Below are 23164 nucleotides of genomic sequence, written 5' to 3'. Positions count from 1 at the left end.
GAAACAAGAAGGCCGCAGGGGATGCCTGCGGCCTTGGGGTTACTGCTTGATCTCGACGTAGGCTTCGTCGCGGATCTGGCGCAACCAGGTCTGCAGCTCCTGGTCATATTTGCGATTGCGCAGGAGATTCAAGGCCTGCTGCTCGCGCGCCTGCTGGGTGTTGTCGGTGGCCCGACGCCCCAGGACTTCCAGGATGTGCCAGCCGAACGGCGTATGGAACGGCTGCGACAGCTGGTTGACCGGCGAGCTGTTCATCACTTCGCGGAATTCCGGCACCAGGGATTCCGGATTGATCCAGCCCAGGTCGCCGCCATTGAGCGCCGAGCCCGGATCTTCCGAGAAGCTCTTGGCCAGGGTGGCGAAGTTCTCGCCGTTCTGGATGCGCTCGCGCAGCCGCGCGGCCAGTCGCTGGGTCTCGGCGTCGCTGCGTACGGCATTGGGCTTGAGCAGGATGTGCCGGACATGCACCTCGTCGACGATGCTGGCCTCGCCACCACGCTTCTCTTCCACCTTGAGGATCACGAAGCCGCCGGGCACGCGCACGGGCTGGGTGATGCCGCCGACGCCGACGCTGCCGATCAGGCGGTCGAAGGGCGGGGGCAGCTGGGCGGCCTTGCGCCAGCCGATCTCGCCACCGTCAAGGGCGTTGTCGCCGGCCGAGCGGGCGATGGCCAACTGGTTGAAGTCGGCGCCCTGGCGTAGCTGGTTGTAGGTGTCCTGGGCCTGGCGTGCGGCGGCATCGAGACCGGCAGTGCCGGCGTTGTCGGCTGCCGGGATCAGAATATTGGCCAGCCGATACTCTTCGGACAGCTGCAGCTTGCCCAGGTCCGAGGCGAGGAAGTTCTGCACCTCCTGCTGGGTGACCTGCACGCGCTGACCGACCTGACGCTGGCGCACCCGGCTGATCATCATTTCGCGCCGGACCTGCTCGCGAGCGGCATCGTAGGAGAGGCCGTCGCGGGCCAGGGCCTGGCGGAATTCGGCCACGCTCAGGCCATTGCGCTGGGCGATGGTGGCGACGGCCTGGTTGAGTTCCTCGTCGGAGATCTTCACGCCCATGCGGCCGGCCAGCTGCATCTGGATGTCTTCCAGGATCAGCCGTTCGAGTACCTGCTGACGCAGTTCGCTTTCCGGCGGCGCCGCGGCGCCACGGCGGGTGATGTTCTGCTTGACCTCGTTGAGGCGTTGATCGAGCTGGCTCTGCATGACCACGTCGTTGTCGACGATGGCCACGACCTTGTCCAGCGGAACCACGGCAGCCTGAGCCAGAGGGGAGAGAGCGAGCGCCGCGCCCAGGGCGAGCGGGCGCAGGGCGTTACATAGCTTGGTCTTCACGTTCACGATAGCCTTGAATGCCTCTGTCCAGGAAGCCTTCGGTCTTGCCGCCGAAGACGTTGCCGAGTCCCTTGAGCACGATCTGCAGGAAGATCCCGCGATCGGCTTCGGAGCTCTGGGCGGTGTAGAAGACGTCGTCTTCGCTCTTGAGCCAGTAGCGGCTGATCAGGCGCAGCTTCCAGCAGCAGTTGTCGTACTCGAAGCCACCGAAGGCCTCCAGGGTACGGCTCTTGTTGTAGTCGAACTGCCAGCGGGCGATGGCGGACCACTGGGGCACGATCGGCCAGATGAAGGAGATGTCGTGCTGGTCGACCTTGTAGTCGTCGCTGTTGTAGGTGAAGCGGCCGAAGTTCGGATCGAACACCCGGACGTTGTCACGATAGCGGTAGCCGACGTTGAGGATCTTGCCCGGCTCGGCTTCCGGCTGATAGTGGAACATGACGCTGCCGGAATCGGTCTGGTGCAGGGTCGGATCCCAGTTGAATTCGCCGTTCACGCGCCAGTCGCGGTTAAAGCGATACATGCCGGCCAGGGCATAGGGCGAGCGCGAGGTGGTGGCCTGGGGATTGTCGATGTTCTGCCCCAGGCTGCGGGCGTAGGCCAGGTCGTCCTTGGTCAGGCCGGGCAGCTGCACCTCGCGGTCGCGGAAGTAGAACAGCTGACCGAAGCTCACGTTGGCGCGCTCGAAGCCGTTGGGCTCGATGAAGCGGCTGGTGGCACCCAGGGCCAGCTGGTTGGCATCGCCGATGCGGTCGCGACCGGTGAAGCGGTTGTCGCGCCACAGCGAGCTGTAGCTGAAGGTGTATTCGCCGGTATCGAACACCGGCAGATCGTCTTGGTCGCGGTTGGGTACGTAGAGGTACTTGGCGCGGGGTTCGAAGGTCTGCTTGCCACCTTCGCCGAACAGATTCGAGGTGCGGTCGAAGTAGAGGCCGCTGTCGAGGCTGAAAATCGGCACCGAGCGGGTCGGGCTGTCGTTGAAGCTGGTCACGCTGGAACCTGCCGAGGCGCGACGACTACCGCCGACCAGCGGCGAGTTCAGGTCGTTCTGGCCGGTGCTGTCCAGGTCCAGGTCGTAGCGGGTGTAGGCATAGCGCAGCGACGGCGTCAGGAAGCCCCAGGACGCGGTCATCGGGCGGGCGATGCCCGGCTCGATGTGGTAGCGATTGCCTTCGGCGCGGGTCAGGCCGAAGAGGTTGACGTCGGGACGGTTGCGCACGTTGGTGCGATTGCCGTTGTCGTCCAGGTCGAAGTAGGTGTTGTCGTCGAAGCTGCGGGTGAAGCGCACCGCCTCGGTGTCGTAGGTGAAGTCCAGACCGCCCGGGTTGTAGGGCAGGGCACCGCTCAGGGTCAGCTGCGGCAGGCGGTTGTAGGGCGTCACGTCGGAGACGGTAGCCAGCTGGTAGGCCTGGGCGTTGAGGCCGGCGACGAAGGTGTCGCCACGGTAGGTCAGGCGACCCTGCTGGTTGACGTAGGTCGGCTTGTTGATGCCGAGGTCGGTGTCCAGGTCCTGGAAGTAATAGGGATCGCTGATGCGGGTGTAGTCCACCTCGGCCATCAGGCGCGAATCCAGGCCGCTGCGGTTCTTCCAGCCGTACAACCAGCGACTGTCGGTGGCTTCCGGTTCGCCTTCGTGCTCCGGATCGGTGTCCTTAAGGTAGGAGCCGTAGACCTCGCCTTCGCTGCTGCGGGTCAGGTAGCGGAAGTCGCCCTCGGTCTGCAGGCCGTGCTTGGCCATGTAGCGCGGATAGAGGGTGGCGTCGTAGTTGGGCGCCAGGTTGAAGTAGTAGGGCGTGGTGATCGCGAAGCCGGTGTCGCTGGAGGTGCTGATCGAAGGCGCCAGGAAACCGGACTGGCGACGGTCGTCGATCGGGAAGTAGATGAAGGGCGTATAGAGGACCGGAATGTCCTTGACCCGCAGCGTGGCGTTGGTCGCGTAACCCAGGCCGGTGGCCGGGTTCAGGGTCACGGTATTGCCCTTGACCTGCCAGGCGTTGCTGCCCGGTTCGCAGGTGGTGTAGGTGCCATCCTTGAGGCGGATGATGGCGTCGTCGCCGCGTTTGGCATAGAGCGCGCTGCCGCGGGCACGGCTCTGGTGCATGACGAATTCGGCGTTGTCGACCTGGACCTGGCCGTTGTCCAGCTGCAGATCGGCTTTGTCGCCGACCATCAACAGGCCGTTGTCGCGGAATTTGACGTTGCCCTTGAGCTCGCCGCGATTTTCCAGCTGGTGCAGGTTGGCTTCCTGGGATTCCACCTGCATGCCGCCCTGGCGCAGCACCACGTCACCGGCCAGGGTGGCGACCTGCTGCTCCTGCTCGTAGCGCGAGGCCTTGGCGGAAACGTAGGTCGGGGCCTTGGACGTCGGGGTGTCGTCGTACATGCCCGGGCGCTGCGGCTCGACATAGGCGCCGCTGCAGTAAGGGCCGGTCTCGGCCAACTGGGCCGGGGTCAGCTGATCGCGCGGGACCCAGTCCAGGTGACTGTAGTCGGCACTGCGGGACTTGAGGGCGCGACCCTTGCTTTCGGTGACCAGCACGGCGGCGTCGCCCTGGCGCGCGGCCGGCTCGGCGGCGATGCCCTGGGTTTCGCCCTTGCTGGGCCGGGGCGGGATGGCGACGGCGGGTGCCTGGGTGTTGCACGACCAGCCACCGCCGGCTCCGGCGCTACAGCTGAACTGCTCGGCGGGGGCGGCGATAAGGGCGGTGACGGGCTGCATGGCGAGCAGGCTGCCGGTTACCAAGAGGGGAAATTTTCTGCGAAACGCGGGGGTTTTCACGGCCATCCTTAAAGTCGTCCTGCACGCCGGCCATTAAGGGGCCGCGGCCTCTCGATGGGCTCAAAAAGATAGCGGATAATAAAACATGACCTGCGCATCGGCTAGGGCCGAGGGATCCGCTGCAAATGACTGAAGATGTTCGCTTAAACCAGATAGAAGACTGGCTGACCACCGTTCTACCGGAAATTTTCCGGGAGCAGGCCTGGGGCGAGGTGCCCACGGGCAGCCTGACCGCGGCCAGCAGCGATGCCAGCTTTCGCCGTTATTTCCGCTGGGCGGGCGAGGGCCGCAGCCTGATCGTGATGGATGCGCCGCCGCCGCAGGAGGACTGCCGTCCGTTCGTCCGGGTGGCCGGGCTGCTGGCGGAAGCCGGGGTCCATGTGCCACGCATCCTGGCCCAAGATCTGGAGCGGGGATTCCTGTTGCTGAGCGACCTCGGCACCCTGACCTACCTGGAGGTGATCAACGCGGCCAATGCCGACGATTATTTCCAGGCGGCTATCGATGCCCTGCTGGCTTTCCAGGGCAAGCAGCCGACGAACGGCAGCCTACCGCTCTACGATGAGGCTCTGCTCGCCCGCGAACTGGGGCTGTTTCCGGAGTGGTATGTCGGGCGTGAACTGGACACGGCCTTCAGTGCCAGCCAGCTCGAACGCTGGCAGGCCGTCTGCCGGCTGCTGATCGACAGTGCCCTGGCGCAGCCCCAGGTGCTGGTCCACCGGGACTTCATGCCACGCAACCTGATGCTCAGCACGCCCAACCCTGGCGTGCTGGACTTCCAGGACGCGGTCATCGGGCCGGTCACCTATGACATCACCAGTCTGTTCAAGGATGCCTTCCTCAGCTGGCCGGAGCCGCTGGTACAGCGCTGGCTGCTGGGCTACTGGGAACAGGCGCGCGCCGCCGGCATACCGGTGCAGGCCGATTTCGCCGACTTCCAGCGGGCCTCGGACCTGATGGGCGTGCAGCGTCATCTCAAGGTGCTGGGCATCTTCGCCCGCATCTGGCACCGCGATGGCAAGCCGCGCTACGTCGCCGATAGCCCGCGCTTTCTCGCCTACATCCGGACCGTGGTCGCACGGCGACCCGAGTTGGCGGACCTGGGCGCCTTGCTGGACGAGTTGCACGCCGAGCGAGCCCATCCATGAAGGCCATGATCCTGGCGGCGGGCAAGGGCGAACGGATGCGTCCGCTGACGCTGACGCGCCCCAAGCCGCTGATCGAAGTGAACGGTCGCCCGCTCATCGAGCACCATATCCAGGCGCTGGCAGCCGCCGGTATCACCGACTTGGTGATCAACCACGCCTGGCTGGGCGACCAGTTGGAAGCCGTCCTGGGCGACGGCAGTCGCTTGGGCGTCTCCATCCGCTTTTCCGCCGAAGGTGAGCCGCTGGAAACCGGGGGCGGTATCTTTCGGGCGCTGCCATTGCTGGGTAGTGAACCCTTCATGCTGATCAATGGCGACATCCGCACCGATGTCGATTTCGCGGCCCTGGCACTGCCCGCCGGCTGCCTGGCGCACCTGGTGCTGGTCGACAATCCCGTTCATCACCCCAGCGGCGATTTCGGCCTGGTGGATGGGCAGATCACCCTGGAGGCCTCGGAAAAGCTCACCTACAGCGGCATCGCCGTGCTGCACCCGCAGCTCTTCTCCGAATGCACGGTAGGAGCCTTCAAGCTGGTCGATGTGCTGCGACCGGCCATTGTCGCCGGGCAGGTCTCGGGCCAGCGGTTGGCGGGACGCTGGGTGGACGTAGGCACCCTGGAACGCTTGGCCGAGGCGGAGCAACTGTTCGGGATGGCTTCTTGAAGCTCTGGTTCTGGCCGCTGACGCTGCTGGGTTTCCTGGCCGGTTGGGCGGTGGCCAGTATTCCCGGCGCCCTGCTGGTGGCGTTGCTCGCCCATGCCGGCGAGCGGCAGCTGGGGCTGACCTCCCTGGCGGGCTGGAAGGCACGCTGGCAGGGGCGGCCCGGGCGCTTCGAGCACCAGGCGCAATTCCAGATGCTTGGCCGGCTGGCCAAGCGCGGCGGTCGGGTGCTGACTGCCCATATCCGCCAGGCCGAAGGCGAGATCGAGCGCCTGGGCCTGGGCGCCGACGACCGCAAGAAAGCCATCGCCGCCTTCGAGCAGGGCAAGGGCGGCACCCTGCCGTCAGCGGCAGACCTGCACCGACTCAGCGAGCGCAGTGAGCTGATTCTGCGGGCCTGCTGGCGCATGGTCTGGATCAGCGGCAGCGTACGCCCCGGTGATCGCGATGAAATCCTGGGCTGGGGGCAGGCAATGGGGCTGGCCGAAGCCCAGGTGCTGGCCCTGCAGCCGCCCGTGCAGGCGGCGCCGCGGCAGCCCAGCAACGAAGAGAAATACCGCAAGGCCCTGCAATTGCTCGGCGTCACCGACGATGCCGACGCGGCCACGGTCAAGCAGGCCTATCGCCGATTGCTCTCGCGTCACCATCCCGACAAGAAGGCCGGTGCCGGAGCGGGCCAGTCGGCGGTCTATGCCGCTGCCCAGCGTACCGCCGAGTTGCACGCTGCCTACCAGGTGATCAAGAAGCGGCGGGGCTTTCGCTAGCGGTTGGCGGTAGCCGATCCAGCCAGGCGCGCAGGCGGCGGACGGTCTGTTCCTGCTCCGCGGCCCGGTCGCCGGGAATCACCGGCAGGTCGATCTGCCGATAGCCTTTGTTAGCCTTTTGCGCTGCGCGCGTCTTGCGCCGCTGGGCGGCCGGTCCGGGTGCGTGCACCAAATCGGCGATCTGCAGATCAGTCTTGCCCATGGTGGCGTCCAGCCGCGGCGGCAGCCCCTCGGCCTCGCGACCATCGATGAGCACCAGTTGCTTGATCTCGGCTGGCTCCTTTTCGGCGAGATAGCGCGCCGCCCAGTAGGCGCCGGTGCCGTGGCCGACCAGCACGATGGGATTGGCGCCCTGTTGCAACGCCAGGTCGATGCCGGCGGCGATGCGCGCCAGCACCCGGGTGGCCTGGGCATTGGCCGCGGCTTCGGGATCGACCGGCGCGACCGCCGCCTGGGCCGGTTCGCCGCTGCCGGCTTCGGCCTGGGTCGGGGCGGCGGGCGCCGTGCCGCTGCCACCGGTGACCGGCGGTGCCGTCTGCTCGCTGTTAGCCTGGGCGTCGGTGTCCGCCGGGGCGGTATCCCGTTCGATCGCCACCACGGGGTCATAGGGATCGGGCAGGCTCAGGCTTATGGTCTGCCAGCCGTAGGTGGGTAGTTCCTGGCGCACGGGGGCTATCACGTTGGGCCAGTCGGCCGATTCGCCAGCGCCCGGCACCAGCACCACCGTGCCGGCGGCCTTGGCGTGGGTAGCGGGCAACAGCAGGGCGAGAAAGGACTCGTCGCCGGCCTGCAGGGTCTTCTGCTGCTCGGCGGGCAGCTGCCGCATGAGCGCCTGCTGCTGCTCCTGGCTGCGCTCCAGCGCCGGAGCCACGGCTGCGGGAGCTGCAGGCGTTTCTGGCGCCGGGCTGGGAGCCTCTTCGGCAAGCACCGGGGCGGCAAGGCCGAGCAGGAGGAGGCAAAGCGGCAGCAGGGCAGGTGACGACATCGACGGGAATCCTCGACAAGGGGATGGTTGACCCTGGCGAGCCTACCGCCGTTCGCCTCGTCGGGGCAGCGGGAACGCCCGAGCCGCAGACGGATCTCCGTTACAATGCCGCCCCTCAACCTTCGCCGAGGCTATCCCATGCAACCCTTCGCCATCGCCCCCTCGATCCTGTCCGCTGATTTCGCCCGCCTGGGCGAGGAAGTCGACAAGGTCCTCGCCGCCGGTGCCGACATGGTCCATTTCGATGTGATGGACAACCACTATGTGCCCAACCTCACCATCGGTCCCATGGTCTGCAAGGCGCTGCGCAACTACGGGGTGACCGCGCCCATCGACGTGCACCTGATGGTCAAGCCGGTGGATCGCATCATCGGCGACTTCATCGAAGCCGGCGCCACCGACATCACCTTCCATCCCGAGGCCTCCGAGCACATCGATCGCTCGCTGCAGCTGATCAAGGATGGCGGTTGCCGCGCCGGCCTGGTGTTCAATCCGGCCACCTCGCTGGACGTGCTCAAGTACGTGATGGACAAGATCGACATGGTGCTGCTGATGAGCGTCAACCCCGGCTTTGGCGGCCAGAAATTCATTCCCGGCACCCTCGACAAGTTGCGCGAGGCGCGCGCCCTGATCGATGCCTCCGGCCGGCCGATCCGCCTGGAGATCGATGGTGGGGTCAACGTCAAGAACATCGGCGAGATCGCTCGCGCCGGGGCCGACACCTTCGTCGCCGGCTCGGCCATCTTCGGCCAGCCCGACTATGCCGCGGTGATCCAGGCGATGCGCGCCGAGCTGGCCAAGGCCCGCTCGGTATGAGCGCCCTGGTGCGGCTCGGTGGCGGGCATCCGCCCGCCCTGGTGATGTTCGACCTCGACGGCACCCTGCTGGACTCGGCGCCGGACCTGGCCGCCGCGGTGGACGCCATGCTCGAACGCCTGGGCCGCGCGCCGGCGGGGCTGGACAAGGTGCGGCTGTGGATCGGCAACGGCGCCCGGGTGCTGGTGCGTCGCGCCCTGGCCGATGACATGCAGCACGACGCCGTGGACGAAGCCGCTGCCGATAGCGCGCTGGCCCTCTTCATGGCGCTCTATGGCGGCAGCCACGCCCTGACCCGCGTCTATCCCGGCGTGCTGGACAGCCTGGCGCTGCTGCGCACCCTGGGCGTGCGCCTGGCGGTGATCACCAACAAGCCGGAGCGCTTCGTCGCGCCGCTGCTGGCCGACATGGGCCTGGGCGACTTCGACTGGATCGTCGGCGGCGATACCCTGCCGCAGCAGAAGCCCGATCCGGCCGGCTTGCTGTGGGTCATGCGGCAGGCAGGCGTGGTGGCCGGTCAGGCCCTGTTCATCGGTGATTCGCGCAATGACATCCGCGCCGCCCGCGCCGCCGGGGTGCGTTGCGTGGCCCTGAGCTATGGCTACAACCATGGCGAGCCCATCGCCAGCGAGCAGCCGGATCTGGTGGTCGACGATCTGCGCGAGCTGTTCATCTAGCACGCCGAGGTGGCCGGCCGGTTGCCATGCCGCGCCGGCTAGGCTAACGTGGCCCTTCAACCCCCGCCTCAAGAGCAAGAGATCGCATCGTGGTGGTCACCCGCACAGGCTCCTCGCGAGCATGGATGAAAGTCATCAAGGCCCTGGCCCGTTGGCGCTGGCGCGCCTGATTTCGTCCTGGCCGGTATCAGACCGGCGCGCTGTGCACCCGACCTTTCGTTTTCCTCGCCACGAGGCTGATCATGACCCGCGACGACTTTCTGCGCCTGGCCGCTCAAGGCTATAACCGCATTCCCCTGGCATTCGAAACCCTGGCCGACTTCGATACCCCCCTGTCCATCTACCTGAAGCTGGCCGACGGCCCCAATTCCTATCTGCTGGAATCGGTGCAGGGCGGCGAGAAGTGGGGGCGTTACTCCATCATCGGCCTGCCCTGCAGTCGCGTCCTGCGCGTCCATGGCCACCGCGTGGTGGTCAGCGATGCCGGTCGTGAGGTCGAGGTGATCGAGCACTGCGATGATCCCCTGGCCTTCGTCGAAGCCTTCAAGGCGCGCTATCGCGTGCCGACGCTGGATGGCTTGCCACGCTTCAACGGTGGCCTGGTGGGCTACTTCGGCTACGACAGCGTGCGCTACGTGGAACGCCGTCTGGCGGCCTGCCCCAATCCCGATCCGCTGAGTACGCCCGACATCCTGCTGATGGTGTCCGATGCCGTGGTGGTGTTCGACAACCTGGCCGGCAAGATCCATGCGATCGTGCTGGCCGATCCAGACGAAGCCGAGGCCTTCGACGCCGCCCAGGCACGCCTGGCCGACATCCTCGACCGCCTGCGTCAGCCCATCGTGCCGCGCCGCGGCCTGGATCTTTCCGCCCCGGCCGGTCCGGAGCCGAGCTTCCGTTCCAGCTTCAGTCGCGAGGATTTCGAAGGCGCGGTGCAGCGCATCAAGGACTACATCCTGGCCGGCGACTGCATGCAGGTGGTGCCCTCGCAGCGCATGTCCATCGCCTTCCAGGCGGCGCCCATCGACCTCTATCGGGCGCTGCGCTGCTTCAACCCCACGCCCTACATGTATTTCTTCAACTTCGGCGACTTCCATGTGGTGGGCAGTTCGCCCGAGGTGCTGGTGCGGGTGGAGGACGGCGAGATCACCGTGCGCCCCATCGCCGGGACCCGTCCGCGCGGCGCCACCGAGGAAGCCGATCTGGCCTTGGAGCGTGATCTGCTGGCCGACGCCAAGGAGCTGGCCGAGCACCTGATGCTGATCGACCTGGGGCGCAATGACGTGGGCCGGGTCTCCACCACCGGCAGCGTGACCCTGACCGAGAAGATGGTCATCGAGCGCTATTCTAACGTGATGCACATCGTCAGCAACGTCACCGGCCGGCTCAAGCCCGAACTGAGCGCCATGGACGCCCTGCGCGCCATCCTGCCGGCCGGCACCCTGTCCGGGGCGCCGAAGATCCGCGCCATGGAGATCATCGACGAACTGGAGCCGGTCAAGCGCGGCATCTACGGCGGCGCCGTGGGCTACCTGGCCTGGAACGGCAACATGGACACCGCCATCGCCATCCGCACCGCGGTGATCAAGGACGGCGAACTGCATGTGCAGGCCGGGGCGGGAATCGTCGCCGACTCGGTGCCGGCGCTGGAGTGGGAAGAGACCCTCAACAAGCGTCGCGCCATGTTCCGCGCCGTCACCCTTGCCGAACAGTCCGTCTGAGGAGCCTGCCATGTTGCTGATGCTGGATAACTACGATTCCTTCACCTACAACCTGGTGCAGTACCTGGGCGAACTGGGGGCCGAGGTCAAGGTGGTGCGCAACGACGAGCTCCCGGTCGAGGCGCTCGAAGACCTGGCGCCGGAGCGCATCGTCGTCTCCCCCGGTCCCTGCACGCCCAACGAGGCGGGCATCTCCCTGGCCACCCTGGAGCGCTTCGCCGGCAAGCTGCCGGTGCTGGGCGTCTGCCTGGGTCACCAGAGCCTGGGCCAGGCCTTTGGCGGCGAGGTGGTGCGGGCGCGCGAGCCGATGCACGGCAAGACCAGCCCGGTCTACCACAACGGCGAAGGCGTCTTCGCCGGCCTGCCCAATCCCTTCACCGTGACCCGCTACCACTCGCTGGTGGTCAAGCGCGAGACCCTGCCCGACTGTCTGGAGATCACCGCCTGGACCCAGCATCCGGACGGCAGCCTGGACGAGATCATGGGGCTGCGGCACCGCGAATTCATGATCGAAGGGGTGCAATTCCATCCCGAGTCCATCCTCACCGAACATGGCCATGACCTCTTGGCCAACTTTCTCCAGCAGCAGGGAGGACGCCGCTAGATGGACATCAAGCAGGCCTTGAATCGCATCAGTGGCCAACTCGACCTCAATGTGGCCGAGATGCAGGCGGTGATGCGCCAGATCATGACCGGTGGCGCCGACGAGGCGCAGATCGGTGCCTTCCTCATGGGCATGCGCATCAAGAGCGAGACCATCGACGAGATCTGCGGCGCGGTCAGCGTGATGCGCGAACTGGCGACCCCGGTGGTGCTGCCGAGCCTCGACCATGTGGTCGACGTGGTGGGCACCGGCGGCGACGGCGCCAACATCTTCAATGTCTCCTCGGCCTCGGTGTTCGTAGTGGCGGCGGCGGGCGGCAAGGTCGCCAAGCACGGCAATCGCGCGGTGTCCGGCAAGAGCGGCAGCGCCGATCTGCTGGAGGCCGCCGGCATCTACCTGGAGCTGAGTCCGGCGCAGATCGCCCGCTGCGTCGAACAGGTGGGCGTCGGCTTCATGTTCGCCCAGTCGCACCACAGCGCCATGCGCCATGCCGCCGGGCCGCGCCGTTCCCTGGGGCTGCGTACCCTGTTCAACATGCTCGGGCCGCTGACCAATCCGGCCGGTGTCCGTCACCAGGTGGTCGGGGTGTTCAGCGCCGCCCTCTGCCGACCCCTGGCCGAGGTGCTGCAGCGCCTGGGCAGTCACCATGTGCTGGTGGTGCATTCCCGCGACGGCCTGGACGAATTCAGCCTGGCCGCGGCGACCCAGGTGGCCGAACTCAAGGACGGCAGCATCAGCGAATACCAGGTGCTGCCGGAGGATCTGGGGATCAAGAGCCAGACCCTGGTCGGCCTCACCGTGGACGGCCCCGAGGCCTCCCTGACGCTGATCCGCGACGCCCTCGGCCGGCGCAAGACCGAAGCCGGGCAAAAGGCCGCCGACATGATCGTGCTCAACGCCGGCGCGGCGCTCTACGCCGCGGATCTCGCCCACAGCCTGCACGAAGGGGTACTCTTGGCCCACGATGCGCTCTACAGCGGCCTGGCCCGGGAAAAGCTGGACGAGCTCGCCCATTTCACATCCGTCTATCGCGAGGAGGGTCGCCCGTGAGTGTGCCAACCGTGTTGCAGAAGATCCTGGCCCGCAAGGCCGAGGAGATCGCCCAGCTCAAGGCGCGGACCAGCCTGGCCGAGCTCGAGGCCCAGGCCCGCGCCGCCGACGCCCCGCGCGGCTTCGCCCGCGCCCTGCAGGCCCAGGTGGCACGCAAGGAAGCGGCGATCATCGCCGAGGTGAAGAAGGCCTCGCCGAGCAAGGGCGTGATCCGCGAACACTTCGTGCCGGCGGAGATCGCCCACAGCTATGCCCTGGGCGGGGCCACCTGCCTGAGCGTGCTCACCGACGTGGACTTCTTCCAGGGCGGCAACGCCTATCTGCAGCAAGCGCGTGCCGCCTGCCAGCTGCCGGTGATCCGCAAGGACTTCCTCATCGATCCCATCCAGGTGGTGGAAGCCCGGGCCATCGGCGCCGATTGCATCCTCCTGATCGTCGCCGCGCTGGACGACGCCCTGATGGGCGAACTGGCCGCCACGGCCAAGGATGTCGGCCTGGACGTGCTGGTCGAGGTCCATGACGGCGCCGAGCTGGAGCGGGCGCTCAGGGTGCTGGACACCCCGCTGGTAGGCGTCAACAATCGCAACCTGCATACCTTCGAGGTCAGCCTCGAGACGACCCTGGACCTGTTGCCGCGCATCCCACAAGATCGCCTGGTGATCACCGAGAGCGGCATTCTCAATCGCGCCGACGTGGAGTTGATGGAGATCAACGAGGTGCGTGCCTTCCTGGTAGGCGAAGCCTTCATGCGTGCCGACGAGCCGGGCCAGGAGCTGCAGCGGCTGTTCTTTCCTGACCGGCGCTTCCCGCTCATGGATGCCTGACCGTTCAGGCGCCTGAACAAGGCCTCGGTGGCGACCACCGAGGCCTTTTTTTATCTGCAAGGTGACCCAGGTCGACTCACGCCCGCCCCAATCGGCGGGAACGACCTCCGTGTACCCGCTGCCGACGCGGGGCTTTGTTTCCTGACCCCTAAACCCGGTTAATGACCTCCGACCCGCTGAACCGTGGCGGGTCGAGGAGTCGATCGGCCATCGCGAGGTGCGCCGGGGCTCCGCCGCACCAGGCCATCCATAACCAGGGCAAGCAAGAACCATGGCAACGGAAGAAAAAAGCGAAACACTTGATATCAGCGTCACCGATCCCTCCCGGACCGAGGAGTCGCGGCGCGATCGCCGACTCGCCGGTACCACCGACTGGGTGGTCTTCGGCGTCACCAGCATCGCCGCGCTGGCCTTCGTGATCTGGGGCTTCGTCAACCAGGCCGGTCTGGCCAGCAGCGCCTCGACCGCCCAGGGCTGGGTGATCACCCATTTCGGCTGGTTGTTCGTACTCACCTCCACCGGCTTCGTGGTCTTCGTCATCTGGCTGGCGGCCAGTCGCTATGGGCGGATCCCCCTGGGACGCGACGACGAACAACCGGAATTTCGCACCCTTTCCTGGGTGGCGATGATGTTCAGTGCCGGCATGGGCATCGGCCTGATGTTCTTTGGCGTCGCCGAACCGCTGTCGCACTATCTCAACCCGCCGCCCGGCGGCGCCGCCGGGCAGAGCAGCGCCGCCCTGCAGGTGGCCATGGCCACCACGCTGTTTCACTGGACGCTGCATCCCTGGGCCATCTACGCCGTGGTCGGCCTGGCCATCGCCTATGGCACCTATCGCCGCGGGCGCTGCCAGCTGATCTCGGTGGCCTTCCGCCCGCTGATCGGCGAGCACGCCAACGGCCCCCTCGGTCGCGTCATCGACATGATGGCGATCTTCGCCACCCTGTTCGGCTCGGCCGCCTCCCTCGGCCTGGGCGCCCTGCAGATCGCTGGTGGACTCGAACACAACGGCTGGATCGAGCAACCCGGAAAAATGCTGTATATCGGCATCATCACCGTGCTGACGGTAGCCTTCGTCATCTCTGCCGTGTCCGGCGTGGAAAAGGGCATCCAGTGGCTGTCCAACACCAACATGGTGCTGGCGGTGGCCCTGGCCCTGTTCGTCTTCGTCGTCGGCCCGACCCTGCTGATGCTCAATCTGCTGCCCACCGCCATCGGTGACTACATCGACCTCCTGCCGGAGATGATGGCGCGCACCAGCGCCAGCGGCGGCGAGGCCATGGGCAACTGGCTGTCGAGCTGGACGGTGTTCTACTGGGCCTGGTGGATTTCCTGGACACCCTTCGTCGGCATGTTCATCGCCCGCATCAGTCGCGGCCGTACCATCCGCCAGTTCGTCACCGGGGTATTGCTGGTGCCGAGTCTGGTCAGCGTGGTCTGGTTCGTCATCTTCGGTGGCGCGGCGATCGACGCCATGCGCCTGGGCGCCTTCACCCTGGTCGACGGCGCGGTGAACAGCAACTTCGCCCTCTACGATCTGCTGGCCAGCTATCCCTGGGTCTCGGTGACCTCGGTACTGGTCATGGTGCTGGTGGCGATCTTCTTCGTGTCCGGCGCCGACGCCGCGTCCCTGGTGATGGGTACCCTGTCCGAGCGCGGTACCACCGAGCCCTCGCGACGCACGGTGATCTTCTGGGGCGCCCTCACCGGCGCGGTGGCGGCAATCATGCTGGCCATCGGCGACCCGGGCAATCCAGGCGCCGCCCTCAATGGTCTGCAGAATCTGACCATCGTGGTCTCGCTGCCTTTCGTGGTGGTCATGGCGCTGCTGTGCCTGGCGCTCTATCGTGACCTGCGCTGCGATCCGCTGATGCTGCGGCATCTGCGCGGCACCGAGTTGATCGAGAAGGCGGTGCTCTATGGCGCGGTCAAGCACGGCGAAGAATTCCACTTCGTCGTGGGTGAGCCCAAGGCCAAGGGGAACGGCGAGAAGACCGTCGAGGAGAAAGCCACGGTGCGGGTGGAGAAGGTACAGCGGAAGGTCGAGATCTGACGCGCTGGAAGGGCGGGGGCAGCGGCCCCCGCCTGCTGGCGGGGGCGCACCGGGCGGGGCTCAGCGGGTGCCGAACACCACCATGGTCTTGCCCTTGACGTGGACCAGTCCCTGTTCTTCCAGGGACTTGAGCACGCGGCCGACCATCTCGCGGGAGCAACCGACGATGCGGCCGATCTCCTGGCGGGTGATCTTGATCTGCATGCCATCCGGGTGGGTCATGGCGTCCGGCTGCTTGCACAGGTCGAGCAGGGTACGCGCCACGCGACCGGTGACGTCGAGGAAGGCCAGGTCGCCGACCTTGCGGGTGGTCTGGCGCAGGCGCTCGGCCATCTGGCGGCCGAGGGAGAACAGCATGTCCGGATCATGCTGGCTCAGTTCGCGGAACTGGCCGTAACTGATCTCGGCGACTTCGCACTCGGTACGGGCACGGACCCAGGCGCTGCGCTCGGGCTCGCTGCCTTCCTTGGAGAACAGGCCCATCTCGCCGAAGAAGTCCCCGGCATTGAGATAGGCGATGATCATTTCGCGGCCCTCATCGTCTTCGATAAGGATGGTCACCGAACCCTTGAGGATGAAGAACAGGCTTTCGCTGTTGTCGCCAGCGTAGATGATGGTGGTTTTTGCCGTGTAGCGGCGACGCGAGCAGTGCGCTAGCAGCTTGTCGATGTGCTGTAACTTCGCGGGTGGGATGATAGCGGCCATGCTGATTCCTGAGGTTGAAAGCTAACCTGAGTCGGGGGCACCGATGTCCGAACCGGTGCATGCATAGGCTGCGCCGGTTCCAATTCAAAGACCGGATAAGAACATGCGCAGCTTAAATGCGAGCTGAATAGCCCTTCACTGGTCATCAGTTTACGCCATCCAGCATGTTAAGCTGATCACCATTTGCATATATAAGTAGGACGAAAGCGATGAAAGCGCGCATCCAGTGGGCAGGCGAGGCCATGTTCCTCGGTGAGTCCGGCAGCGGTCACGTGGTGGTCATGGACGGCCCGCCGGAAAGCGGTGGGCGCAACCTCGGCGTACGGCCGATGGAAACCGTGCTGATCGGTCTGGGCGGCTGCGCCAGCTACGACGTGGTCAGCATCCTGCGCAAGGCGCGGCAGCCGGTGGAGAGCTGCGAGGCTTTCCTCGAAGCGGATCGTGCCGAGACTGAGCCCAAGGTGTTCACCCGCATCCACCTGAAGTTCGTGGTCAAGGGCCGCGGTCTCAAGGAAGCCCAGGTCAAGCGCGCCATTGAGCTGTCGGCGGAGAAGTACTGCTCGGCCTCCATCATGCTCGGTCGGGCCGGCGTCGAGATCACCCACAGCTACGAACTCGTCGAACTCGGCTGATGCTCTTGCAGGCGACGCCTGTGCAGGCGTCGCCCTCCGCGTCATCCCTTCCCGTCGACATCAATTCATCACCTGAGCCCGGCAGACTCTGGCCCCAGCCGCTGCCGATCTGCATAATGCGCCGCTCTTAAGGGGCAAGCCCCCGACAAGTACAGCCAATCGCCATCGCGAAGAGGTGTTCGCCGCCCTACGCAGCTTGCGCAATCCGCAACTGACGGGCACTCAGGACCGCGGTCAGAGACCGCACGACGGGAGCTTTACCACCGTGAAAAGCAAACTCAGGCTTCATGGTTTCAACAACCTGACCAAGACCTTGAGCTTCAACATCTACGACATCTGCTACGCCGAGACGTCGGAAGATCAACAGGCCTATGTCCAGTACATCGATGAAGAGTACGACGCCGAGCGTCTGACCCAGATTCTGACCGACGTGGTCGATATCATCGGGGCCAACATCCTCAACATCGCCCGCCAGGATTACGATCCCCAGGGTGCCAGCGTGACCATCCTGATCTCCGAGCAACCGGTCGAGCCGACCGAGAGCCAGATCGAGGAATCGCCCGGTCCGCTGCGCGAGACCATTCTCGGCCACCTGGACAAGAGCCACATCACGGTGCACACCTATCCGGAGATCCATCCGGACGACGGTATCGCCACCTTCCGCGTCGACATCGACGTCTCCACCTGTGGCGTGATCTCCCCGCTCAAGGCCCTGAATTACCTGATCCACCAGTTCGACTCGGATATCGTCACTGTGGACTACCGGGTGCGCGGCTTCACCCGCGACATCGAAGGGCGCAAGCACTTCATCGACCACGAGATCAACTCGATCCAGAACTACCTGTCCGAGGACACTCGCGCGGCCTACCAGATGACCGACGTGAACGTGTACCAGGACAACCTGTTCCACACCAAGATGCTGCTCAAGGAATTCGAACTGGACAACTACCTGTTCGGTGATGCTTCCCGCAGCCTCTCGACGGAACAGCGCCAGCAGATCACTCAGCGTCTCAAGCACGAGATGCGCGAGATCTTCTCCGGTCGCAACCTGCCGCGCTGATCGCTCGGCTGTTGCTCAAGGAACCCCGCCACGGCGGGGTTCTTCGTTTCCCGGTTCAGTGATGCTCTTCGCGCACGACCGGTGCGCCACCGGTGACGCTCTTGACCACCCGGCCGATGGTCAGGCCCTGGCCGAGGATGGAGACCAGCACCACGATGTAGGTCAGGGCCAGGATCAGATCCCGCTCCGGCCCGGCTGGCAGACTCAATGCCAGGGCCACGGAGACGCCGCCACGCAAGGCACCCCAGGTGAGGATACGCGCCGTGCAGCGGGTCATGTTGCGCCAGTGCGGGCTGAGCAGCACCACCGGTGCCACGCTGATCCAGCGGGCGAAGAGGATCGCTAGGGTCACCAGCAGCGCCGCGCCCAGGTGGGCCCAGCTGAAGGGCAGCACCAGCAGCTCCATGCCGATCAGGGCGAACAGCAGGGCGTTGAGGATCTCATCGATCAACTCCCAGAAGCCATCCAGGTAGCGCCGGGTGAAGTCGTTCATCGCCTTGGTACGGCCCAGGTTGCCGATGATCAGACCCGCGACCACCATGGCGATGGGGCCCGAGACGTGCAGGTGGCTGGCCAGGGTCGAGCCGCCGATCACCAGCGCCAGGGACAGCATCACCTCGATCTGGTGCTGTTCGATGCTCAGCATCAGCCAGTAGCAGATAAAGCCGATCAACAGGCCGAAGAGGATGCCGCCGCCGGCCTCTTCGAGAAACAGCCAGAGCGCGGCGTTGACCGTGGGCGTCTCGCCCAGCTGGATCACCCCCAGCAGCACCGAATAGACCACCACGGCCACGCCATCGTTGAACAGCGCCTCGCCGACGATGGTGGTCTCCAGGGACTTGGGCGCGCCGGCCGAGCGCAGGATGCCAAGCACGGCGATGGGATCGGTCGGGGAGATCAGGGCGCCGAAGATAAGGCAGTAGAGCAGGTCGACGTGCCAGCCCAGCCAGCCGAAGATCAGGTGGCTGAGATAGCCGATCAACACCGTGGAGATGATCACCCCGAGGGTGGCCAGGCCGCCGATGGCCCATTTGTAGTCGCGCAGGTCCTTGAGATTGACGTGCAGGGCGCCGGCGAACAGCAGGAAGCCGAGCATCCAGTTCATCAGTAGGTCGTTGAAGTCGATCTGCCCGAGCAGTTCGCCGATGCGGTGCTCGAGGCCGGGAAAGCCGAGCCAGGACAGGCTCTGCAGACCGACCGAAAAGATCAGCGCGATGACCATGACGCCGATGGTGGGCGGCAGGCCGACGAAGCGGTAGTTGAGGTAGGTGAGCAGCGAGGTGAAGCAGATGAAGGCAGCAGCGAGTTCGAGCATGGGCGTTCCAGATCCATCAGACAGCGAGTCCCAGCAGAGGCAGGGGCTAGGGGTAGGATGGGGTGGAGGCCGCAAAAGTTACATTTTCGATAGCTGCCTAGCCAAGTGTCTGGCGCGACAAGATCAGCAGTCGCCCTGGCCCGCACCTCCAGTGCCGGTGCCAGGGCGACCTCTGAGACGAACGGTCAGGCGCGCTGACGGCTAGAGCGGCGCGGCCATTGCCGGGGTCGTTTCACGCAGCGGCAACGGATGGGGCGCAGCGATACGCGCCTCCAGCGTTGCCACGTAGCTGCGGGCGTCGGCTTCATTGAGAAAGGTGATGGCCTGTTTGTCGATACAGACCTGCCAGGCACTGGTGGTGGACTTGCGCAGGGGGCGAACCACGATCTTCATACTGGTACCCTCGGGGACAGACGAAAAGTGGAAACCCGATTCTAGAGCGCTTTTGATTGCAGAATGGTGACATTCGTCGGTAAGCGCGCTAGGCGCGCGCCCGCTGCTGTTCGGCATACCAGCCTTCGAACTCTTCCGGCGGCAACGGTGGGCTGAACAGGAAGCCCTGGCATTGCTGGCAACCTAGCTTGCGCAGGATATCCCATTGCTCGGTGGTCTCTACGCCTTCGGCCAGCACGTCGAGATCCAGGCCCTGGCCCAGGGCGACGATGGCCGCGGCGATGGCCTGGCTGCTGTGGGTGCCGCTGTCGCTGCGCAACTCGTGCATGAAGCTCTGGTCGATCTTGAGCTTGTCGAGGGGGAAGCGGCGCAGATAGGCCAGGGAGGAATAGCCGGTGCCGAAGTCGTCCACGGCGATGCGTACGCCCAGTGTCTTGAGGGTAGCCAGGGACAGCAGCGCCTCCTCGACATTGTTCATCAGGGTGCCTTCGGTGATCTCTAGCTCCAGGTGCTCGGCCGGCAGGCGACTGCGCGCCAGGGCGCGGGAAATGGTGCTGGCCAGATCACGCTTGGCGAATTGCCGGGGCGAGATGTTGATCGCCAGGGTCTCCAGTTCGAGTCCCTGGGCGAGCCAGCTGTGCATCTGCTGGCAGGCGGTCTCGATGATCCAGTCGCCCAGGGGCACGATGAGCCCGGTTTCTTCGGCCAGCGGAATGAACTCGGTGGGCGGGATGAGGCCCAGCTCCGGGTCCTGCCAACGCACCAGGGCTTCAACGCCAATGGTCTGGGCGGTGCTGACGCTCATCAGCGGTTGGTAGTGCAGGACGAAGTCACCGCGCTTGAGCGCGGTGCGCAGCCGCGATTCCAGATTCAACCGCCGCCGCGACTGCTCGGTGAGGGCCTGGGTATAGAAGCGGAAGGTGTCGCGGCCCTGGTCCTTGGCCTGGTGCATGGCTGTGTCGGCATTGCGGATGAGGTCATCGGCGGTCCCGCCATCGTCGGGAAAGAGGCTGATGCCGATGCTGGCATTGAGATAGATGTCGTGCTCGCCGAGGTGGAAGGGCTGCTCCAGCTTGCCGAGCATGGCCTGGGCGATCTGGGCGGCGAATTCGGGCCGGTCTATCCGCTCGATGATGACCAGATACTCATCGCCACCGATGCGCGCCAGGGTGATGTCCTCGCTGAGCAGGGCGCGCAGGCGGGCGGCGAATTCCACCAGCAGTTCGTCACCCAGGGCATGGCCATGGCTTTCGTTGACGGTGCGGAAATGATCGAAGTCGAGAATCAGTACGGCGACCAGGTATTCCTGGGGTTCGGCCAGGGCCAGGGCATGTTCCAGATGGGTGCGCGCCAGCAGGCGATTGGGCAGGTCGGTCAGGGGATCGTGGTGCGCCAGGTGACTCAGGCGCGCCTCGCTCTCTCGCAGGCGGGTGGTATCGCTGACGGTAACCGTGTACTGCCGGGTCTCCCGGGGGTAGAGGGTGTCGATGGCGGTCCAGGCCGGAAAGGTACTGCCGTCGAGTCGTGGCCAGAGCAGCTCGCCTTCCCAGCGGCCCTCGCGGCGTACGGTACGCCAGAGTTCGCGATAGAAGCGCTGGTCCTGGCGCCCACCGCCGGGAAGTCCCAGGCGCTGGCCGAGCAGGGTGCCTTCCTGGGCGCCCAGCAGCCGGGCGAAGGCCGGGTTCACCGCCAGGATCCAGCGGCGCTCGTCGAGCAGCAACAGGCCGTCGCGACTGTTCTGGAACATCGCCGCGGCCTGGCGCAGGCTCTCTTCCTGCTGTTTGCGCAGGGTGATGTCCTGGGCGGTGCTGATGAAGTATTGCGGCACGCCCTGATCGTCGCGGATCAGGCGCGTGGTGACGTTGGTCCATACCGGCTGGCCATTGCGATGCAGATAGCGTTTTTCCAGGGTGTAGCGGTCCTGGCCAGTGTCCACCAGCTGCTTGCGCAGCGCGGCACCCAGCGCGCGCTCGTCCGGATGGGTCACCGACGCGGTGTCCTTCTGCAGCAACTCCGGTTGTGAGTAGCCGAGCATCTGGCAGAAGTGGTGATTGACGCTCAGCCAGCGACCTTCCAGGTCACTGAGCATGATGCCGGTGTAGGCCTGCTCGAAGATGCCGCGATAGCGTGCCTCGCTGGCACGCTGTGCCTGGACGACGCGCTGCTGCCGGATGGCCAGCACCGCCAGACGGGTGAATTCGGTGATCAACGCCTGGGTTTCCGCTTCGGGCAGCCGCGCCTCACCGTAGTAGATGCCCAGGGCGCCCACGGCACGTTGCTGCTCGTCCTGCAGCGGCAGGGCCCAGGCGCCGCGAATGCCCGCCGCCTGGGCCGCCGGCAACAGCGGCTGCCAGGCCGGGTCCAGTGCGACATCGATGGTGAACACCGGCGCATTGCCCGTGACGGCGCTGCAGCAGCCCTGGTCGTGACGGCTGCGAGGCATGCTTTCCAGCGCCGCCTGGAAGGCCGGTGGCAGGCTGGGCGCCGCGGCGACCCGCAGATGCTCGCCCTGGTCGTCCAGCAACAGGGCGACGCGCATTTCCGGATAGATCTGCTCCAGCCGCAGGGCGATGCCCTGTTGGATCTCCGCCAGCGGCAGGCCGGTGAGCAGGTCGTCGAGAACGTCGCTACGGGCCTGTTGCAGCAGTTGCGCCTGGTAGTCGTGATGGATGTCGGTCAGGGTGCCCTGGATTTCGCCATCGAGGCCGGCGCGCAGCTCCATCTGCATCCAGCGATGACTCTCCACCGACAGCCGCAACCGCACCACGCCATTCCAATGCAGGCGCTGGCCCGCCGCGAAATCCGCCACCAGCTGGCGCAGGCGGGCGCCGTCCTGGGGATGGAAGGCCTGATCCAGGGGGTGGTTGAGTTGCTGGGCGGCGGGCTGGCCGGTGAGGGCTTCCCAGGCTGGGTTGAGAAATTGCCAGCGACCGCGGTGATCGCTGGCGAAGATCACCAGCGGCAGGTGCTGGACCAGTTCGCGATAGCGCCGCTGGCTGTCCTGCAGGGCCTGTTCGGCCAGCTTGTGGCTGGTGATGTCGACCAGGGCACCGCGGGTGATGCCGGCTTCGTCGAAATCGCTCTGCCAATTGAGCCAGCGCCAACTGCCTTCGCCATCGTCGAAATGCGCCGAGAAATTTAGTGGGCCCTGCATGTGCTGCAGGCGTTCCAGCATGCTGTGCACATGGTCGCGGTCATCGGCGTGGGCGCAGGCGGCAATGGTGGCGAAGTCCAGCGGATCGCTGCCCTTGGGCTGGTGCAGCATCACCAGGGTGCGTTCGGAACACAGCAGGCGGCCATCGTCCAGCAACTGCCAGTCACCGGTATTGGTCAGCCGCTGGACGAAATCCTGGGTGGCGCGCTGGCTCTGCAGCTCTTCGATGAAGCCTTCGCGATAGCTGGCTTCGCGCCGCAGCAAGCCATAGAGCACCAGCGACAGCAGGCTCATGAAGGCCAGGCCCTTCAGGGTGTACCACAGATGGACACTGTCCTGATCGCTGAGCAGCAGATACAACAGCCCATCGGTGCCGATCACCCAAAGGGCGCTCAGCAACAGATAAATCAGGGCAATGCGCGCAGGGGAGAGAGGCCGCATCCCGGATCCTCGAGGCCCGATCGTAGGTGTCGGGTTCAATTCAGCATTG

General features: G+C 65.8%; 18 protein-coding genes and 1 pseudogene. 12 read left to right on the top strand and 7 right to left on the bottom strand.

Annotated elements, in window-relative coordinates:
• Window positions 1-39 precede the first annotated feature (39 nt).
• Complete coding sequence (locus tag LRS53_RS20295) at window positions 40-1335, bottom strand: peptidylprolyl isomerase (protein WP_231357253.1); 1296 nt, start codon at window positions 1333-1335, stop codon at window positions 40-42.
• Complete coding sequence (locus tag LRS53_RS20290) at window positions 1316-4120, bottom strand: LPS-assembly protein LptD (RefSeq protein ID WP_231357115.1); 2805 nt, start codon at window positions 4118-4120, stop codon at window positions 1316-1318. Before LRS53_RS20290 ends, LRS53_RS20295 begins: the two co-directional genes overlap by 20 nt.
• Before the next feature lie 119 nt (window positions 4121-4239).
• Between LRS53_RS20290 and LRS53_RS20285 the strand changes: the two genes are divergently transcribed.
• Genes LRS53_RS20285 through LRS53_RS20275 form a run of 3 tightly spaced genes read left to right on the top strand, consistent with a single transcriptional unit; the run spans window position 4240 to window position 6685 of the window.
• Window positions 4240-5262: an aminoglycoside phosphotransferase family protein gene (locus LRS53_RS20285; protein ID WP_231357114.1), complete on the top strand. Its 1023-nt coding sequence runs from the start codon at window positions 4240-4242 to the stop codon at window positions 5260-5262.
• Window positions 5259-5924, top strand: a complete 666-nt coding sequence (murU, locus tag LRS53_RS20280) for an N-acetylmuramate alpha-1-phosphate uridylyltransferase MurU (protein WP_231357113.1) — start codon at window positions 5259-5261, stop codon at window positions 5922-5924. Before LRS53_RS20285 ends, murU begins: the two co-directional genes overlap by 4 nt.
• On the top strand, window positions 5921-6685 hold the full coding sequence (locus tag LRS53_RS20275) for a DnaJ domain-containing protein (protein WP_231357112.1): 765 nt from the start codon (window positions 5921-5923) through the stop codon (window positions 6683-6685). The genes murU and LRS53_RS20275 overlap by 4 nt, the downstream gene beginning before the upstream one ends.
• Here LRS53_RS20275 and LRS53_RS20270 read toward each other — a convergent pair.
• On the bottom strand, window positions 6660-7670 hold the full coding sequence (locus LRS53_RS20270; protein ID WP_231357111.1) for a DUF3530 family protein: 1011 nt from the start codon (window positions 7668-7670) through the stop codon (window positions 6660-6662). The two genes, LRS53_RS20275 and LRS53_RS20270, sit on opposite strands and share 26 nt — an antisense overlap.
• 138 nt (window positions 7671-7808) lie before the next feature.
• Between LRS53_RS20270 and rpe the strand changes: the two genes are divergently transcribed.
• The 7 genes and pseudogenes from rpe (at window position 7809) to LRS53_RS20235 (ending at window position 15415) form a co-directional block, all read left to right on the top strand.
• Window positions 7809-8486, top strand: coding sequence for a ribulose-phosphate 3-epimerase (rpe, locus tag LRS53_RS20265; RefSeq protein ID WP_064306875.1), 678 nt, complete (start codon window positions 7809-7811; stop codon window positions 8484-8486).
• A pseudogene (locus LRS53_RS20260) lies at window positions 8483-9333 on the top strand (phosphoglycolate phosphatase). Before rpe ends, LRS53_RS20260 begins: the two are co-directional and overlap by 4 nt.
• A 72-nt stretch (window positions 9334-9405) precedes the next feature.
• Complete coding sequence (gene trpE, locus LRS53_RS20255) at window positions 9406-10884, top strand: anthranilate synthase component I (protein ID WP_231357109.1); 1479 nt, start codon at window positions 9406-9408, stop codon at window positions 10882-10884.
• A 10-nt stretch (window positions 10885-10894) separates the two neighbouring features.
• The gene (locus LRS53_RS20250; protein ID WP_017640365.1) at window positions 10895-11488 is read left to right on the top strand and encodes an anthranilate synthase component II; all 594 of its coding nucleotides are present in this window, start codon (window positions 10895-10897) and stop codon (window positions 11486-11488) included.
• Window positions 11489-12538 carry an anthranilate phosphoribosyltransferase gene (gene trpD / locus LRS53_RS20245; RefSeq protein WP_231357108.1) on the top strand — a complete coding sequence of 350 codons (1050 nt, stop codon included), beginning with the start codon at window positions 11489-11491 and terminating at the stop codon, window positions 12536-12538. It abuts the gene before it with no gap.
• A complete protein-coding gene (gene trpC, locus LRS53_RS20240) occupies window positions 12535-13362 on the top strand; it encodes an indole-3-glycerol phosphate synthase TrpC (protein WP_231357107.1) in 828 nt (275 codons plus the stop codon). The genes trpD and trpC overlap by 4 nt, the downstream gene beginning before the upstream one ends.
• A gap of 271 nt (window positions 13363-13633) precedes the next feature.
• A complete protein-coding gene (locus LRS53_RS20235) occupies window positions 13634-15415 on the top strand; it encodes a BCCT family transporter (protein ID WP_017640368.1) in 1782 nt (593 codons plus the stop codon).
• Window positions 15416-15475: 60 nt separating this feature from the next.
• Here the strand turns inward: LRS53_RS20235 and crp are convergent, their stop codons facing one another.
• Window positions 15476-16120 carry a cAMP-activated global transcriptional regulator CRP gene (crp, locus tag LRS53_RS20230; protein ID WP_017640369.1) on the bottom strand — a complete coding sequence of 215 codons (645 nt, stop codon included), beginning with the start codon at window positions 16118-16120 and terminating at the stop codon, window positions 15476-15478.
• 209 nt (window positions 16121-16329) lie between these two features.
• On the opposite strand from crp, the gene LRS53_RS20225 reads away from it, so the two are divergent.
• Together LRS53_RS20225 and speD are read left to right on the top strand one after the other, a co-directional pair.
• Window positions 16330-16752 carry an OsmC family protein gene (locus LRS53_RS20225; RefSeq protein ID WP_231357106.1) on the top strand — a complete coding sequence of 141 codons (423 nt, stop codon included), beginning with the start codon at window positions 16330-16332 and terminating at the stop codon, window positions 16750-16752.
• A 265-nt stretch (window positions 16753-17017) separates the two neighbouring features.
• Window positions 17018-17812 carry an adenosylmethionine decarboxylase gene (speD, locus tag LRS53_RS20220; protein WP_026083764.1) on the top strand — a complete coding sequence of 265 codons (795 nt, stop codon included), beginning with the start codon at window positions 17018-17020 and terminating at the stop codon, window positions 17810-17812.
• Window positions 17813-17867: 55 nt separating this feature from the next.
• Here speD and LRS53_RS20215 read toward each other — a convergent pair whose 3' ends face one another.
• The 3 genes from LRS53_RS20215 to LRS53_RS20205 all read right to left on the bottom strand — a co-directional run bounded on the left by LRS53_RS20215 (window position 17868) and on the right by LRS53_RS20205 (window position 23115).
• Complete coding sequence (locus LRS53_RS20215) at window positions 17868-19127, bottom strand: cation:proton antiporter (RefSeq protein ID WP_231357105.1); 1260 nt, start codon at window positions 19125-19127, stop codon at window positions 17868-17870.
• 201 nt (window positions 19128-19328) lie between these two features.
• Window positions 19329-19520: a hypothetical protein gene (locus tag LRS53_RS20210; RefSeq protein ID WP_184288762.1), complete on the bottom strand. Its 192-nt coding sequence runs from the start codon at window positions 19518-19520 to the stop codon at window positions 19329-19331.
• A gap of 88 nt (window positions 19521-19608) precedes the next feature.
• On the bottom strand, window positions 19609-23115 hold the full coding sequence (locus LRS53_RS20205; protein WP_231357104.1) for a bifunctional diguanylate cyclase/phosphodiesterase: 3507 nt from the start codon (window positions 23113-23115) through the stop codon (window positions 19609-19611).
• Window positions 23116-23164 lie beyond the last annotated feature (49 nt).

This window comes from Pseudomonas sp. PLB05 (assembly GCF_021106615.1).
GTDB classification, from domain to species: Bacteria; Pseudomonadota; Gammaproteobacteria; order Pseudomonadales; family Pseudomonadaceae; genus Chryseomonas; species Chryseomonas benzopyrenica.
The sequence above is the reverse complement of the archived record's forward strand: the minus strand, read 5'-3'. Positions and strand labels throughout refer to the sequence as shown.

Excerpts from the sequence above, each read along its gene's own strand:
- LRS53_RS20290 (WP_231357115.1), bottom strand. The coding sequence starts at position 4,120 with ATGGCCGTGAAAACCCCCGCGTTTCGCAGAAAATTTCCCCTCTTGGTA.
- LRS53_RS20285 (WP_231357114.1), top strand. The coding sequence starts at position 4,240 with ATGACTGAAGATGTTCGCTTAAACCAGATAGAAGACTGGCTGACCACC.
- murU (WP_231357113.1), top strand. The coding sequence starts at position 5,259 with ATGAAGGCCATGATCCTGGCGGCGGGCAAGGGCGAACGGATGCGTCCG.
- LRS53_RS20270 (WP_231357111.1), bottom strand. The coding sequence starts at position 7,670 with ATGTCGTCACCTGCCCTGCTGCCGCTTTGCCTCCTCCTGCTCGGCCTT.
- rpe (WP_064306875.1), top strand. The coding sequence starts at position 7,809 with ATGCAACCCTTCGCCATCGCCCCCTCGATCCTGTCCGCTGATTTCGCC.
- trpE (WP_231357109.1), top strand. The coding sequence starts at position 9,406 with ATGACCCGCGACGACTTTCTGCGCCTGGCCGCTCAAGGCTATAACCGC.
- LRS53_RS20250 (WP_017640365.1), top strand. The coding sequence starts at position 10,895 with ATGTTGCTGATGCTGGATAACTACGATTCCTTCACCTACAACCTGGTG.
- trpD (WP_231357108.1), top strand. The coding sequence starts at position 11,489 with ATGGACATCAAGCAGGCCTTGAATCGCATCAGTGGCCAACTCGACCTC.
- LRS53_RS20235 (WP_017640368.1), top strand. The coding sequence starts at position 13,634 with ATGGCAACGGAAGAAAAAAGCGAAACACTTGATATCAGCGTCACCGAT.
- crp (WP_017640369.1), bottom strand. The coding sequence starts at position 16,120 with ATGGCCGCTATCATCCCACCCGCGAAGTTACAGCACATCGACAAGCTG.
- LRS53_RS20225 (WP_231357106.1), top strand. The coding sequence starts at position 16,330 with ATGAAAGCGCGCATCCAGTGGGCAGGCGAGGCCATGTTCCTCGGTGAG.
- LRS53_RS20215 (WP_231357105.1), bottom strand. The coding sequence starts at position 19,127 with ATGCTCGAACTCGCTGCTGCCTTCATCTGCTTCACCTCGCTGCTCACC.
- LRS53_RS20210 (WP_184288762.1), bottom strand. The coding sequence starts at position 19,520 with ATGAAGATCGTGGTTCGCCCCCTGCGCAAGTCCACCACCAGTGCCTGG.
- LRS53_RS20205 (WP_231357104.1), bottom strand. The coding sequence starts at position 23,115 with ATGCGGCCTCTCTCCCCTGCGCGCATTGCCCTGATTTATCTGTTGCTG.